Origin of the sequence: Bradyrhizobium sp. BR2003 (assembly GCF_009720285.1) — a bacterium.
GTDB lineage: Bacteria > Pseudomonadota > Alphaproteobacteria > Rhizobiales > Xanthobacteraceae > Bradyrhizobium > Bradyrhizobium elkanii.
On record NZ_SMYJ01000007.1, the window covers coordinates 34,262 to 48,314 of the forward strand.

Sequence of the window (14,053 nt, forward strand, 5' to 3'; positions counted from 1 at the left end):
CCCCGTCATTGCGCGCTTTGAGGTGCGCCGCCGCAATTACCTCGCGCCCGACGGCTCGATAGAGCGGCCGCTTCCTGCCTTCGCCGCCAATGCCAAGCTGCTGGTCGAACTTTACCGGTCGATGGTGCTCTTGCGTCTGTTCGACCGAAAGGCTGTTGCATTGCAGCGCACGGGTCGGCTGGGAACCTATGCCATTTCGCTCGGCCAGGAGGCGGTGTCGGTCGGCATCGCGAGTGCGATGCGGGAGGACGACGTTCTGTTGCCTTCCTATCGCGACAACGGCGCGTTGCTCTGGCGTGGCGTCGCGCTGGAGGAGATCCTGCTGTTCTGGGGCGGCGATGAACGCGGCAATCAATTCTGCGGTCCGGTGCACGATTTCCCGTTCTGTGTTCCCGTCGGATCACAGGCGCCGCATGCCGCCGGCGTTGCCTACGCCCTGAAGTTGCGCAAGGAGCCGCGCGTGGCCGTCTGCATGTTCGGCGACGGCGCCACCTCGAAAGGCGATGTCTACGAGGCCATGAATTTCGCCGGCGTTCACAAATTGCCGCTCGTGTTCGTCGCCACCAACAATCAATGGGCCATATCGGTGCCGTTGCGTCTGCAGACGGGTTCCGAGACGCTGGCGCAGAAGGCCATCGGCGCCGGGTTCGGCGGCGAGCAGGTGGACGGGAGTGACGTGGTGGCGATGCGCGCCGCGGCCGAGGAGGCCATTGCCGCTGCCCGCGACGGCAAGGGCCCTCACTTCATCGAAGCGGTCACCTATCGGCTCGGCGATCACACGACGTCAGATGATGCATTGCGCTATCGTTCGGCCGAGGAGGTCCAGGCGCATTGGAAGGAAGAGCCGATCGCGCGCCTCAGGTCCTATCTTGTGGGTCAGAAGATGTGGACCAAGGCGGACGAGGAGCGGCTTGCCGCCGAGTGCCATGAGCGCATCGAGGCGGCGGTGGAGCGCTATCTGAAGACGCCGCCGCGCCGAGCAGAAACCATGTTCGACAACCTCTATGCCGATCTGCCCGAGGCGTATGCCGCGCAGCGTCGCGAACTCGCGGGAGAAGACGATGCCTGAACTCACGTTGGTCGAAGCCATCAATCTGGCGCTCGGCCGCGCGATGGCGGATGATCCCGATGTGGTCGTGCTCGGCGAGGATGTCGGCGTCAATGGCGGCGTCTTCCGCGCGACCGTCGGCTTGCAGGAGCGCTTCGGTCCGGAGCGCGTCCTCGATACGCCGCTTGCCGAACTCCTGATCAGCGGGCTTTGCGTCGGCATGGCCGCGCAGGGACTGAAGCCGGTCGGCGAAATCCAGTTCATGGGATTTATCTATCCCTGTCTCGATCAGCTGGTGAACCACGCATCACGGATGCGCAACCGTACCCAGGGACGGCTCGCTTGTCCGATGGTTCTGCGCACGCCGCATGGTGCCGGCATTCGCGCACCCGAGCATCATTCCGAGAGCACTGAGGCGATGCTGGCTCACATTCCGGGCTTGCGTGTCGTGATGCCTTCGTCGCCGGAGCGCGCCTATGGACTTCTCCTCGCCGCGATCCGCGATCCCGATCCGGTGGTGTTCCTGGAGCCGACGCGGTTGTACCGCGCCGTGAAAGGCGAAGTCGAGGACAACGGCGAAGCCCTGCCGATGGATCGCGCCTTTGTCGAGAGGGAAGGTCGCGACGTGACGCTGATCAGCTGGGGGGCGATGCTGAAGGAAACGATGGTCGCAGCGGACGCGCTCGCCGACGAGAGCATCGCTGCCGAGGTTATCGACCTCGCCACGCTCAAGCCCTACGATGAAAACACCGTGCTCAGGTCGGTCGCAAAGACCGGGCGCTGCGTCATCGTGCACGAGGCCGCGCACACCGGCGGATTTGGCGCGGAGATCGCAGCCATGATCGCCGAGCGCGGACTATCCTCGCTGCTCGCACCCGTGACCCGCGTCACCGGTTACGACACGATCATTCCGATGGCCCGCCTCGAGCAACGCTACATGCCGTCGGTCGGACGCATCGTGACCGCAGCGCGAAAGGCGCACCAGTACAACTGAATACCGACGGACCTTGTGCCATGCACCAGTTTACGTTGCCGGACCTTGGTGAAGGTCTTGAAGAAGCTGAGATCGTCACCTGGTACGTCAACGAGGGCGATCACGTCGTGACCGATCAGCCGCTCGTTTCGGTAGAGACCGACAAGGCGGTGGTCGAGATACCGGCGCCGTCGAGTGGGCGCATCGCGCGCCTGTTCGGTGCCAAGGGCGATATCGTGAAGGTCGGCGCGCCGCTCGTCGAGTTTGCCGAGGACGCCGGGCAGGACACCGGCACGATTGTGGGCGAGCTCGGCACCGGCGAGCAACGGCCGGCGCCAGCAACTGCTTCGGAGCCGAGCGGGCAGGCAGCCCAAGTGTTTCCGGCAGTGCGCGCCCTTGCGCGCAAGCTTGACGTCGCGCTCGATCTCGTCGAGGCGACCGGGCCCGGCGGCACCATCACGCGAGCCGATGTCGAGAGGGCGGCCAAGCGGATGTCTCACGGCGGACCCGCCGAGCCGCTGCGCGGCTTGCGCCGCGCGATGGCCCAGCGCATGACGGCCGCGCATGCGGAAATCGTCCCCGCGACGGTCACCGATGAAGCGGACATCGACGATTGGCGGCAGGGCGAGGACGTGACAATCCGCCTGGCGCGGGCGATCGCCGCTGCCTGCAAGGCAGAGCCCGCGCTCAATGCCTGGTATCATTCCGGTACGGAAGAACGGCGCCTGATCGAGCGCATCGATCTTGGCATCGCCGTCGACACCGGCGGCGGCCTGATCGTTCCCGTGCTGCGCAATGTCGCGGAGCGGAGCGTATCGGACCTGCGGGCCGGACTCGACCGTCTGCGCGCCGACGCAATCGCGCGCGCGATACCCCCGGAGGACCTGCGCGGTGCGACGATCACGTTGTCGAACTTCGGCATGATCGGAGGCCGGTTTGCCAATCTCATCATCGTGCCGCCGCAGACGGCGATCGTCGGCGCCGGGCGGATTTCGGAGCGCGTGGTCGCGCTTCGGGGGCAGGTTGCGGTCCGACGCACGCTGCCGCTATCGCTGACCTTCGATCATCGGGTGGTGACGGGCGGCGAAGCTGCCCGTTTCCTGGTTGTCCTCAAATCCGACATTGAGCGCATTTCGTGACATCACTCATTCGCGAGACAGGCAGGGTGGTCACGGCTCCTGGCTTTGTCCCGCAGGTGCATTGACGAGGAAGGCCTCGTCGACGGGCACGCCGAGCGCCGTGACCAGCCGGTTGGTCTCGGCGGCCATGCCGACGATCGCCAGCATTTCGTGATATTCGGCGTCGGTCATGCCCTTGGCGCGGGCGCTCGCGGTGTGCGAGTGAATGCAATAGCTGCAGCCATGGGCAACCGAGACGGCGACGTAGAGCATCTCCTTGACCTTCGGATCGAGCGCGCCCGGTGCCATCACCTCCTTGATGCTCTCCCAGGTCCGCCGCAGGGTCTTCGGATCATGCGCGAGCGCGCGCCAGAAATTGTTGATGAAGTCCGAGTTCCGGGTCTTGCGGATGTCGTCGAAGACGGCACGTGCCTCCGCCGGGAGTTCGTCGTCGGAAAGCAGCTTTACGGTGGCCATGGCTTGTCTCGCTGGTGTGGTTTGCAGCAGCGATCATAGCACCCCTGCCGTCATTGCGAGGAGCGAAGCGACGAAGCAATCCATGCTTCCGTAAGCGGTCAGATGGATTGCTTCGCGGAGCCTGTCATGGGGCGCGCGTTCGCGCGACCCGTTGGCTCGCAATGACGGACGCGGAGAGGGATCAGCCCTGCGACTGCGTCTGGCTCTGCCACTGTCCGGGGCGGCCGGCCTGGTCGACCTTGACCGCGACCGTCAGCGTCTCGTTGCCGCCGCCATAGCGGGTGCCGCGGACCGGGGCGGCGCCGAGATAGTCGAGGCCGAGCGCGACGCGGGCATGGGCGTCGGTGGTGCAGATGCCGTTGGCGGCGTCGAAGCCGACCCAGCCGAGATCGGGCACGAAGGCCTCGGCCCAGGCGTGGCCGGCCTGCTGGTTGACCATGCCGTCGGAGCGCAGGAAGTGGCCGGAGACGAACCGCGCCGGAACGCCGCCGGCGCGCGCACAGGCGATCAGGATGTGCGCGTAGTCCTGGCAGACGCCGCGCTTCAGCGCGAACGCCTCGGCAGCCGAGGTGGTGCTGTTGGTCGGGTCCTCGTCGAAGGTCATGTGCTCGTAGATCTGCACCATCAGCGCGTGCAGGAAGCCGAGCACGTCGCCGCCGGCCTCGGTGCGCAGCTCGCGCACGGCGGCCGTCATCGCCGGGTTGAGGTCGGTCAGTGGCGTGGCGCGCAGGAACAGGCTCGGCGGAAACCGCTCGTCGGTGCCCTTCAGGACACCGCCGGTGTCTTGGGTCTCGATCAGGCCTTCGCAATGAATCGTGAGGTCACTGATCGAACCATGCGTCAGCACATGGGTGACGTTGCCGAAAGCATCTTCATGGGTGTCGAGCCGGGAATCGGTCGAGACGTCGATCTGCCAATCCGCGACATACTGGCCGTCATGGCTGCCGGGCGTCATCCGCAGAATCTGGATCACGCCCGAGGCCGCCGGCTCGTAGCGATAGGTGGTGGTATGGGCTATCCGCAGGCGCATGTTCGATCAACAGCAGTTGGGATGGTCATGCCCGGACAAAAGCGCGAAGCGCGTCTTCGCCAGATGTTCCGGGCATCCACGTCTTTCTTCCCAATTGCCCGCGAAAGCAAGACGTGGATGGCCGGGTCACCTATGTTACCAAAGACGCGCTTCGCGCTTTTGCCCGGCCAAGACGAGATTTTGCCTTAAAACCGGTCAGATCAGGTACTGTTTGGTGATGATCTCACCCAGCCGTGAGTTGTCCGCGATGAATTCCTGGATGAATTCGTGCACGCCGTGCTGGAAGATATCGTCCATGTTGCTGTGCTCGAGCCGGTTCCTGATGCCGCGGGCATGGCGTTGCGAGGCGCCCTGGCGGCCATAGGCGACCCCGATCTGGTCGAGGTTGCGCACGAGGTTGCTGTAGCAGCTGGCGAGCGAGCGCGGCAGCGTGTCGTTGAGGATCAGGAGATCGGCGATCAGCCAGGGCTTCAGGGTTTCCCGGTAGACCCAGTGATAGGCAGTCGTTGCCGACACCGAGCGCAGGATCGAGGTCCACTGATAGTAATCCAGCGGGCCGCCGACATGCTCCTCCTCGGGCAGGAGCATGTGATACTTCACGTCGAGAATCCGCGCGGTGTTGTCGGCGCGCTCGAGATGGACTCCGAGCCGCGAGAACCAGTAGGCGTCGTTGCGCAGCATGGTGCGGTAGGCCGAGCCGTCGAAGCGCAGCGAGGTCTCCTGCACGAAGCGCAGGAATTTGGCCAGCTCCTCGCGGTTGGCGGGACCCTTGTTCCAGACCGCCTGCAGCTCGATCCAGGCCGAATTGATGGTGTCCCACATCTCCGACGTCAGCGCGGTGCGCACCGAGCGTGAATTGAGCCGCGCCGCCTCGATGCAGTTCTTGATCGAGGACGGATTTTCCGACGAGAAGGAGAGATATTCGATGACGTTCCGCTCGTTGGCTTCCTCATAGTGATCGTAGAAGCTCGCGCCGACGCCGGCGGTGAGCAGTGCGGAATCCCACTCGTTGGTCTTGCCGACATAGGCCGCGGGCAGCGCGGTGACGCGCAACGTCGCATCGATGGTGCGCGCCAGATATTCGGCGCGTTCGACGTAACGGGCCAGCCAGAACAGGTTTTCGGCGGTGCGCGACAGCATGCTTTCAACTACTCACTCAGTATCCAGGTGTCCTTGGTGCCGCCGCCCTGGCTCGAATTGACGACGAGCGAGCCTTCCTTCAGTGCGACGCGGGTCAGCCCGCCCGGCACGATGGTGGCGTGGCTAGAGCCGGTCAGCACGAACGGGCGGAGGTCGACGTGGCGCGGCGCCAGCCCCTTGTCGGTGCAGGTCGGACAGGTCGACAGCGCCAGCGTCGGCTGGGCGATGAAGCCCTCGGGCTCGCGCTTGAGCTTGTCGCGGAACGCCTCGATGGTCGCCTTGGTGGCGGCGGGGCCGATCAGCATGCCGTAGCCGCCGGAGCCGTGCACCTCCTTGACGACGAGGTCGTCGAGGTTGTCGAGCACATAGGACAGATCCTGCGGTTCGCGGCAGCGCCAGGTCTGCACGTTCTTCAGAATCGGCTCCTCGCTGAGGTAGAACTTCACGATGTCGGGCATGTAGGAATAGATCGCCTTGTCGTCGGCGATGCCGGTGCCGACCGCATTGGCGAGCGTGATGTTGCCGGCGGCGTAGGCCGACATCAGTCCGGGCACGCCGAGCGCGGAATCCGGCCGGAAGGTGAGGGGATCGAGAAAATCGTCGTCGACGCGGCGGTAGATCACGTCGACCCGCTTCAGCCCCTCGGTGGTGCGCATGAACACCTCATCGTTCTTGACGATGAGGTCGCGCCCCTCGACCAGCTCGATGCCGAGCTTGTCGGCGAGGAAGGAGTGCTCGTAATAGGCCGAGTTGTAGACGCCCGGCGTCATCAGCGCGACCGTCGGCTCGGCGGAGGCGCTGTGCGGCGCGACCGAGCGCAGCGCCGACAGCAGCTCGTCCGGATAGCGCTCCACCGGCGCGACGCGGTGCCGCGCGAACAGGTCCGGAAACAACCGCATCATGATCTCGCGGTTTTCCAGCATGTAGGACACGCCGGACGGCGTGCGCGCATTGTCCTCCAGCACGATGAAATTGTCGGGATCGGTGCGGATGATGTCGATGCCGGCGATGTGGACGTAGATGTCGTGCGGCACGTCCTGGCCGTTCATCTCCGGCCTGAACACCGGGTTCTGGAAGATCAGGTCTTCGGGGATGACGTTGGCGCGCAGGATGTCGCGGCCGTGATAGATGTCCTTCAAGAACATGTTGAGCGCGAGCACGCGCTGCTTGAGGCCCTTCTCCAGCAGCGTCCACTCGGTCGCCGACATGATGCGGGGGATGACGTCGAACGGGATCAGCCGCTCCTGGGCCTCGGCATCGCCATAGACCGCGAAGGTGATGCCGATCCGGCGGAACAAGAGCTCCGCTTCCTGGCGTCGATATTCGAGCGCATCCGGCGGCGTCTCTTTGAGCCAGCGGGAGAGCTCCTGGTAGGCCGGGCGGAGATCCTCGCCGAGGCCATTCATCTCATCGAACGCGACTGCCATATAGCCCGACTGCCCTCCCAAGCCATGTGACACAGTGCATGACTTGATGGGATGGTAGCAAGGGGCGGGCCAGCGCGATATGCATTGGCTTGCGGCATTTGCTATGGGTGAGGTGGAAGGCCTGCCCGAAAAACCGGCTGAGGTCTGCTTAATTCGGCGGCAAAACCCCGTGACATCAAGGCATTGGATCGGCAATGTCAGGGGATCAAGTTAGGGAATGAGACCATGAGCGAGATCGTCACGGCGGGGATATTGGTGATCGGCGACGAGATCCTGTCCGGCCGGACCAAGGACAAGAACATCGGCTTCATCGCCGAATACCTGACCAACATCGGCATCGACCTGAAGGAGGTCCGCGTCGTCGCCGATGACGAGGCCGATATCGTCTCCGCCCTTGATGCGCTGCGGCATAGGTACACTTACGTGTTCACCACCGGCGGCATCGGGCCGACCCATGACGACATCACCGCCGACAGCGTGGCGAAGGCGTTCGGGGTCGATATCCACCATCACCCCGAGGTGGTGGCGCGGTTCAGGGAGCGCTGGAGCGAGCAGGACCTCAACGAGGCGCGGCTCAGAATGGCCCGGGTGCCCGACGGTGCCGAGCTGATCCAGAGCGCGACGATCCTGGCGCCGGGCTTCAAGCTCGGCAATGTCATCGTGATGGCCGGCATCCCCAGCATCATGCAGGCGATGATGGACATCGTGGCACCGAGCCTGAGGTCCGGCGTGCGGATGCTGTCGGACTCGGTCCGCGCCGATGCACGGGAAGGCGACATCGGCGGCCCGCTGCGGGCGATCGCGGAAGCCAATCCCGACACCATCATCGGCAGCTATCCGTTCCAGGACGAGAACCAGAAGCCGAACACCAATCTCGTGGTGCGCTCGCGCGATCCGGAAAAGCTCGCGGCGGCAATGGCCGCCGTGAAGGAGATGTTGAAGCAAGTGCAGGCCGCGCAGAAGAAGCCGGCGGGTTGAGACGATATGGTTGAACGAAATTCCGAACCGAGTGCGCAGGAGCGGGCCGGGCGACCCTTCCCGGTCTCGTGGGATCAATTCCATAGGGATTGCCGGGCGCTGACCTGGCGGCTCAACGAGGTGGGCCCGTTCCACGCGGTGATCGCCATCACCCGCGGCGGGCTGGTGCCGGCGGCGATCGTCGCGCGCGAGCTCGGCTTGCGGGTGATCGACACGGTCTGCGTCGCGAGCTACGACCATGACAAGCAGGGCGACCTCAAGGTGCTGAAGGGCATTTCGGAGCAGACCGCCAAGCTCGGCGGCGGCACCGGCAAGGGGCTCTTGATCGTCGACGACCTCGTCGACACCGGCAAGACCGGCAGGATGGTGCGCGAACTGCTGCCCGATGCGCATTTCGCCACCGTCTACGCCAAGCCGAAGGGGCGGCCGCTGGTCGACACCTACATCACCGAGGTGTCGCAGGACACCTGGATCTTCTTCCCCTGGGATACCGCGCTGTCGTTCCAGCCGCCGATCAGGGATGGAGCGGCGTGACGTCGTCGTCATTCCGGGGCGCGTCGAAGACGCGAATCCGGAATTTCGAGATTCCGGGTTCGATGCTTTGCATCGCCCCGGAATGACAGCGATGAACGATCGGAATTGCCATGCCCCTGCAAAACCGCGTCACGCCCACCGGCGACATCGTCGCCTCAGAACACCGCGGCACTTTCACCGGAAATCGCGGCATCATCCACGATCCCGCGACGCGGACGCTGTTGAACAAGCGCTGGTCGAGCCCGGCGTGGCTTACCTGCGTTTGCGAATTCAGGGGACGGCGGCGCAAGGTGATGAGCCGGCAGAGCTGGACCGAACTGTTCTTTCTCGATGAGGCCACTGCGTTTGCGGCCGGACACCGGCCCTGCTTCTACTGCCGCCGTGACGATGCCAAGCGGTTTCGCGGCTGCTGGGAGCAAGGCAACGGCGTGAGCGATCTGACCGCCAAGGCGATGGATGCGGTGCTGCATGCCGAGCGGCTCGACCGCGGTAGGAAGCGACTGCATCCGCTGCCGATGCGATTGCGCGACTTGCCCGACGGGACGATGGTGCAGGCGAGCGGGGAGAGCTACCTCGTCGCCGACGGCGCCACGCTGCGCTGGTCGTTTGCCGGTTACAGCCGGGCCGACGTACCGGAGCCGGCCATGCTGCTGACGCCGCCATCGACGGTGCGCGCCTTCCAGGCCGGCTACCGGCCGGTGTTGCATCCGAGCGCGATGGCCGTTCTGGGTTGATCTGCCGGCGTCGTCCTTACGCCAGCCGCCGCCGCGCCAGCTTGGCACCGGCGCCCAGCGCGATCAGCTTGGCTTCGGCGATGTCCCGCCGCATCGGCGCCATGCCGCAATTGGTGGTCGCGATGATGTTGCCCTTCGGCACGTGCTTGGTGACCGCCTCGATCACCTTGACGACGTCCTCAGCGGTCTCGATCTCGTCGCTGGCGACGTCGATCACGCCGGCCTGCACGATCTTGCCGGGGAGCGCCGCCAGCAGTTCGATCGGCACCTTCGAGTTGCGGCATTCGATCGCGACCTGCTGGATCGTGCTCTTGTCGATGACGGGGAAGGTCTCCTCGTATTGCCGCCACTCGCCGCCGAGCGTGTGCTTCCAGTCGGTGTTGGCCTTGATGCCGTAGCCGTAGCAGATGTGCACGGCGGTGGCGCAGCTCAGGCCTTCGGCGGCGCGCTCCAGTGCCTTGATGCCCCAGTCGCGCACCTGGTCCATGTAGACGTTGAAGGCGGGCTCGTCGAACTGGATCATGTCGACGCCGTCAGCCTCGAGCGCCTTCGCCTCCTGATTCAAAAGCTCCGCGAAAGCGAAGGCCATCTTCACGCGATCGCCGTAATACTTGTCGGCGATGGTATCGATGATCGTCATCGGGCCGGGCAGGGTGAATTTCAGCCGGTTCCTGGTGTGCGCGCGGGCCGCACGGGCCTCGCTCTCGTGGACGCGTCCCTTGAGCTGCAGCGGTGCGACCACCTGCGGCACCATCGCCTTATAGCGGTCCTTGCGGATGCCCATCTCGACCTTGTGGGCGAAATCGATGCCCTCGATCCGCTCCAGGAAGCCGTGCACGAAATGCTGGCGCGCCTGCTCGCCCTCGGTGACGATGTCGACGCCGGCATCTTCCTGCAGCTTGATCGCGAGCACCGTGGCATCGCGCTTGGCGCGGGCGAGCTCGGCGCCCTCCGACTTCCAGGGTGCCCACAGCATGTTCGGCTCCGCCAGCCATTCCGGCTTCGGCAGCGAGCCTGCGATCGTGGTTGGAAACAGCATGGGTGCCTCCTGTTGGGTTCTGATTGAGCGCCTGTGTGCCATGTCCTAAGGTGGAGGTACAGAACAACAAAAGTCTTTGTGATGGGGAATAGAACGCCGATGATCGATCTGCACTACGCGCCGACGCCGAACGGCTGGAAGATCTCGATCATGCTGGAGGAACTGGGGCTCCCCTACACGGTGATCCCGGTGAACATCCGTGCCGGCGAGCAGTTTCGGCCCGAATTCCTGGCGATCAGCCCCAACAACCGCATCCCCGCCCTCGTCGACCATGCACCCGCCGACGGCGGCGGGCCGTTCTCGGTGTTCGAGACCGGCGCGATCCTGATCTATCTCGCCGACAAGGCCGGCCGTTTCCTGTCCAGGGAGTTGCGTGCGCGGTCGAACGTCATCCAATGGGTGATGTGGCAGATGGGCGGCCTCGGGCCGATGCTCGGCCAGCACGGCCATTTCGCGCTCTATGCGGCCGAGAAGATTCCCTACGCGATCGAGCGCTACCGCGACGAGACGGCGCGACTCTATGGCGTGCTCGACCGCCAGCTCGGCAAGACCGGCGCCTATATCGCCGGCGACGACTATTCGGTCGCCGACATCGCCTGCTTCCCCTGGACCATGACCCACAAGGCGCAGGGTTTCACCCTCGACGATTTCCCGAACATCAAGCGCTGGTACGCGACGGTGCGCGCCCGGCCGCAGGTGCAGGCGGGGCTTGCGATCGGAAAATTCGTCAAGGAGCCGTTTGACGAGGAGTCACGCAAGAACATGTTCGGCCAGCGTGCGAAGGAATTGGTCGAGAAGAAATGATGCCCGTTATTCCGTGGCGCGACACGGTCGCGAGCTCTGCCGCTTGCGGCGGATCGCGGAATGACGAGAATGAATGTGGAAAAGACAAAGGGAAACGCCATGATCGAATTCTTCTTCGACTGCTCCAGCCCGTGGACCTATCTCGCCTGGCACAACATCCAGCCGATCGCGAAGGAGTTCGACGCGCCGATCACCTGGCGGCCGATCCTGGTCGGCGGCATCTTCAACACCGTCAATCCGTCGGTCTACGCGCAGCGCGAGAAGCCGGTGCCGCTGAAGACGCGCTACATGAAGAAGGACCTCGGCGACTGGGCGCGTTCGGCCGGCCTTGCGATCAAGATGCCGCCGACCGTGTTCCCGGTGAACAGCGTCAAGGCGATGCGCGGCTGCATCCTTCTCGGCAACGAGAAGATGGTGCCGTTCGCACGCGCGGTGTTCGAGGCCTATTGGGGCGACGACAAGGACATCTCGCAGGATGCGGTGCTGACCGAGATCTGCAGCAAGCTCGGGATCGATCCCGAAAAATTCCTGGCCGGTATCGCCGACCAGGCGATCAAGGATCAGCTCAAGGCCAACACCGAGGAGGTGATGGCGCGCGGCGGCTTCGGCTCGCCGACGATCTATCTCGACAAGACCGACATGTATTTCGGCAACGATCGCCTGCCGCTGATCCGCGAGGCGCTGGCGCGCCTCAAGGCGCGGGCCGCCTGATGCCGAAAGCCGTCGTTTGCCGCGAGCTCGGCCCGCCCGAGCGCCTGCAGTTCGAGAACTTTGCCTCGGTGCCTTTGCAGCCGGGCCAGGTGCGGGTTGCGATCCGCGCCGCCGGAATCAACTTTCCCGACATCCTGATGGCCGCCGGCGAATACCAGCTCAAGCCGCCGCTGCCGTTCACGCCGGGCTCGGAAGCCGCCGGCGATGTCGTCGAGGTCAATAACGCCGCCGGTGTCGCCGTCGGCGACAAGGTGATCGTCAAGATGCGCTTCGGCGCCTATTGCGACGAGACGGTTGCAACGCCGCCGCAGCTCGTTCCGGTGCCGTCGACGTTCGACTACGCAGAAGGCGCGACCTTCCTGGCCGCGCACGGCACCGCCTATCATGCGCTGATCGACCGCGGGCAGATCAAGCCGGGCGAGGTGCTGCTGGTGCATGGCGCCGGCGGCGGTGTCGGGCTTGCCGCGGTCGAGATCGGCAAGCTGCTCGGCGCCACCGTGATCGCCGCGGCGTCATCCGAGGAGAAGCTCGCGATCGCCAGGGCGCGCGGCGCGGACCATCTCGTGCTCTATGCGCGCGAGCCTTTTCGCGATGCGGTCAAGCGCCTCACCGACGGCCGCGGTGCCGATGTTGTGTTCGATCCCGTCGGCGGCGAGGTGTTCGAGAACTCGATGCGCTGCATCAACTGGGGCGCGCGGATTCTCGTCGTCGGCTTCACCGGTGGCATCGGTCTTGCCCGCACCAATCTGCTGATGATCAAGGGCGCGAGCGTGCTCGGCGTTCGCGCCGGCGAGGCGGTGCGCAAGGATCCCGCGCTCGGCAAGGTCAGGTTCAAGGCGCTGAGCGAATGGGCCGAGGCCGGCCGGGTGCGGCCGAACATCTCGCACCGGCTGCCGCTGGAAGACTATGCGAAAGCGATGCGGCTGTTGATCGAGCGCAAGGCGATCGGGCGTGTGGCGCTGCTGACGAGGCCGTGAAACCACAACGTCCAAATTCTACAGTGCAGCCAAATGACGCGATGGGCCTGACGTTCAAGGAATCGAACCCGGGTCCGTCGCGTGATATCCTCTGCCGGCTGAGTGTCGTTGCAGGGGGAGGATGACATGCGTATCGCTGTGATGGCGGCCGGTGCCCTCGGCGGTTATTTCGGAGCACGGATGGCTGCGGCAGGGCACGACGTGTTCTTTATCGCACGCGGCTCCAACCTCGAGGCGATCAGGAAAAACGGTCTCAAGGTCGAGAGCGTGCTTGGCAATCTTCATTTGCTTGAACCCAACGTGACCGATGATCCTGCCACGGTCGGCCCGGTCGATATCGTTCTGTTTGCGGTCAAGCTTTGGGACAGCGAGACGGCAGCCAGGTTGTCTCTCCCCTTGGTCGGACCCCGCACCCGGGTGATCCCGTTGCAAAACGGCGTCGATAGCGCGGAGAGGATCGCCCCGATTCTCGGCGCCGACAATGTGGTCGCCGGAAGTGCCTATATTGCTACGGTGCTGTCCGCGCCTGGCGTCGTCACCCACACGAGCCAGTTCGCGCGCATGGTCTGCGGCCGAACCGACGGCAAGCCCGATGAGGGCCTCAAGGCCTTTGCCGACGCCGCGCATGCGGCCGGGATCGACATCTCGGTGTCCGACGGAATTGACCGGGAGCGCTGGCAGAAATTCGTATTCCTCGTCGGACTATCAGGCGCGACTGCTACGACTCGCCAGCCGCTGGGGCCGATCCTGGCCGACCCGGATACGCGAGCGTTCTTTTATAGCCTGATGAGCGAGGTGGTCGCGGTCGGCAGTGCCAGGGGCGTTCCGATTCCGGAGAATTTTGCCGAGGACAGAATGAAATTCGCAGAAGCCTCGCCGCCCACCTTCAAGGCTTCCATGCTGCACGATCTCGAACGCGGCAACCGGCTCGAACTCGACTGGCTCGCCGGAAAGGTGGTGGAGTTCGCGCGCCCGCTCGGCATTCCGACGCCAGCCAACAATGCGGTCTATGCCATGCTCAAGCTGCACAGGATGGGTAATGCGCACGCCAACTGAGCGAAGC

15 protein-coding genes are annotated in these 14,053 nt (G+C 64.8%); 10 read left to right on the forward strand and 5 right to left on the reverse strand.

Annotation, left to right across the window (positions count from 1 at the left end; translation table 11 throughout):
• Positions 1 to 22 precede the first annotated feature (22 nt).
• The 3 genes from pdhA to E2I15_RS01895 are packed head-to-tail and all read left to right on the forward strand — an operon-like array spanning position 23 to position 3,160.
• Positions 23 to 1,069 carry a pyruvate dehydrogenase (acetyl-transferring) E1 component subunit alpha gene (gene pdhA, locus E2I15_RS01885; RefSeq protein ID WP_137480020.1) on the forward strand — a complete coding sequence of 349 codons (1,047 nt, stop codon included), beginning with the start codon at positions 23 to 25 and terminating at the stop codon, positions 1,067 to 1,069.
• Positions 1,062 to 2,042, forward strand: a complete 981-nt coding sequence (locus tag E2I15_RS01890) for an alpha-ketoacid dehydrogenase subunit beta (RefSeq protein ID WP_137479988.1) — start codon at positions 1,062 to 1,064, stop codon at positions 2,040 to 2,042. The genes pdhA and E2I15_RS01890 overlap by 8 nt, the downstream gene beginning before the upstream one ends.
• A 20-nt stretch (positions 2,043 to 2,062) precedes the next feature.
• The gene (locus E2I15_RS01895) at positions 2,063 to 3,160 is read left to right on the forward strand and encodes a dihydrolipoamide acetyltransferase family protein (protein ID WP_137479987.1); all 1,098 of its coding nucleotides are present in this window, start codon (positions 2,063 to 2,065) and stop codon (positions 3,158 to 3,160) included.
• A gap of 30 nt (positions 3,161 to 3,190) precedes the next feature.
• Here the strand turns inward: E2I15_RS01895 and E2I15_RS01900 are convergent, their stop codons facing one another.
• The 4 genes from E2I15_RS01900 to E2I15_RS01915 form a co-directional block, all read right to left on the reverse strand.
• On the reverse strand, positions 3,191 to 3,616 hold the full coding sequence (locus E2I15_RS01900) for a carboxymuconolactone decarboxylase family protein (protein WP_137479986.1): 426 nt from the start codon (positions 3,614 to 3,616) through the stop codon (positions 3,191 to 3,193).
• Between the two features lie 181 nt (positions 3,617 to 3,797).
• Positions 3,798 to 4,646, reverse strand: a complete 849-nt coding sequence (locus E2I15_RS01905) for a transglutaminase family protein (RefSeq protein ID WP_137479985.1) — start codon at positions 4,644 to 4,646, stop codon at positions 3,798 to 3,800.
• Positions 4,647 to 4,841: 195 nt separating this feature from the next.
• Entirely contained in the window at positions 4,842 to 5,786 is a 945-nt protein-coding gene (locus E2I15_RS01910) for an alpha-E domain-containing protein (RefSeq protein WP_018272359.1), read from the reverse strand.
• An 8-nt stretch (positions 5,787 to 5,794) separates the two neighbouring features.
• Entirely contained in the window at positions 5,795 to 7,213 is a 1,419-nt protein-coding gene (locus E2I15_RS01915; RefSeq protein WP_137479984.1) for a circularly permuted type 2 ATP-grasp protein, read from the reverse strand.
• 225 nt (positions 7,214 to 7,438) lie between these two features.
• On the opposite strand from E2I15_RS01915, the gene E2I15_RS01920 reads away from it, so the two are divergent.
• The 3 genes from E2I15_RS01920 (at position 7,439) to E2I15_RS01930 (ending at position 9,459) form a co-directional block, all read left to right on the forward strand.
• Positions 7,439 to 8,191, forward strand: coding sequence for a competence/damage-inducible protein A (locus E2I15_RS01920; RefSeq protein ID WP_137479983.1), 753 nt, complete (start codon positions 7,439 to 7,441; stop codon positions 8,189 to 8,191).
• A 6-nt stretch (positions 8,192 to 8,197) separates the two neighbouring features.
• On the forward strand, positions 8,198 to 8,725 hold the full coding sequence (gene gpt / locus E2I15_RS01925) for a xanthine phosphoribosyltransferase (RefSeq protein WP_137479982.1): 528 nt from the start codon (positions 8,198 to 8,200) through the stop codon (positions 8,723 to 8,725).
• 110 nt (positions 8,726 to 8,835) lie between these two features.
• Positions 8,836 to 9,459 carry a hypothetical protein gene (locus E2I15_RS01930; protein WP_137479981.1) on the forward strand — a complete coding sequence of 208 codons (624 nt, stop codon included), beginning with the start codon at positions 8,836 to 8,838 and terminating at the stop codon, positions 9,457 to 9,459.
• A 16-nt stretch (positions 9,460 to 9,475) separates the two neighbouring features.
• Here the strand turns inward: E2I15_RS01930 and E2I15_RS01935 are convergent, their stop codons facing one another.
• A complete protein-coding gene (locus tag E2I15_RS01935) occupies positions 9,476 to 10,498 on the reverse strand; it encodes a methionine synthase (RefSeq protein WP_137479980.1) in 1,023 nt (340 codons plus the stop codon).
• Positions 10,499 to 10,597: 99 nt separating this feature from the next.
• Here E2I15_RS01935 and E2I15_RS01940 point away from each other — a divergent pair, with 99 nt between their 5' ends.
• The 4 genes from E2I15_RS01940 (at position 10,598) to E2I15_RS01955 (ending at position 14,046) form a co-directional block, all read left to right on the forward strand.
• Positions 10,598 to 11,302, forward strand: coding sequence for a glutathione binding-like protein (locus E2I15_RS01940; RefSeq protein WP_137479979.1), 705 nt, complete (start codon positions 10,598 to 10,600; stop codon positions 11,300 to 11,302).
• Between the two features lie 99 nt (positions 11,303 to 11,401).
• Positions 11,402 to 12,013, forward strand: a complete 612-nt coding sequence (locus E2I15_RS01945) for a 2-hydroxychromene-2-carboxylate isomerase (protein ID WP_137479978.1) — start codon at positions 11,402 to 11,404, stop codon at positions 12,011 to 12,013.
• A complete protein-coding gene (locus tag E2I15_RS01950; RefSeq protein WP_137479977.1) occupies positions 12,013 to 12,990 on the forward strand; it encodes an NADPH:quinone oxidoreductase family protein in 978 nt (325 codons plus the stop codon). The genes E2I15_RS01945 and E2I15_RS01950 overlap by 1 nt, the downstream gene beginning before the upstream one ends.
• A 141-nt stretch (positions 12,991 to 13,131) precedes the next feature.
• Positions 13,132 to 14,046, forward strand: coding sequence for a ketopantoate reductase family protein (locus E2I15_RS01955; RefSeq protein WP_246668183.1), 915 nt, complete (start codon positions 13,132 to 13,134; stop codon positions 14,044 to 14,046).
• Positions 14,047 to 14,053 lie beyond the last annotated feature (7 nt).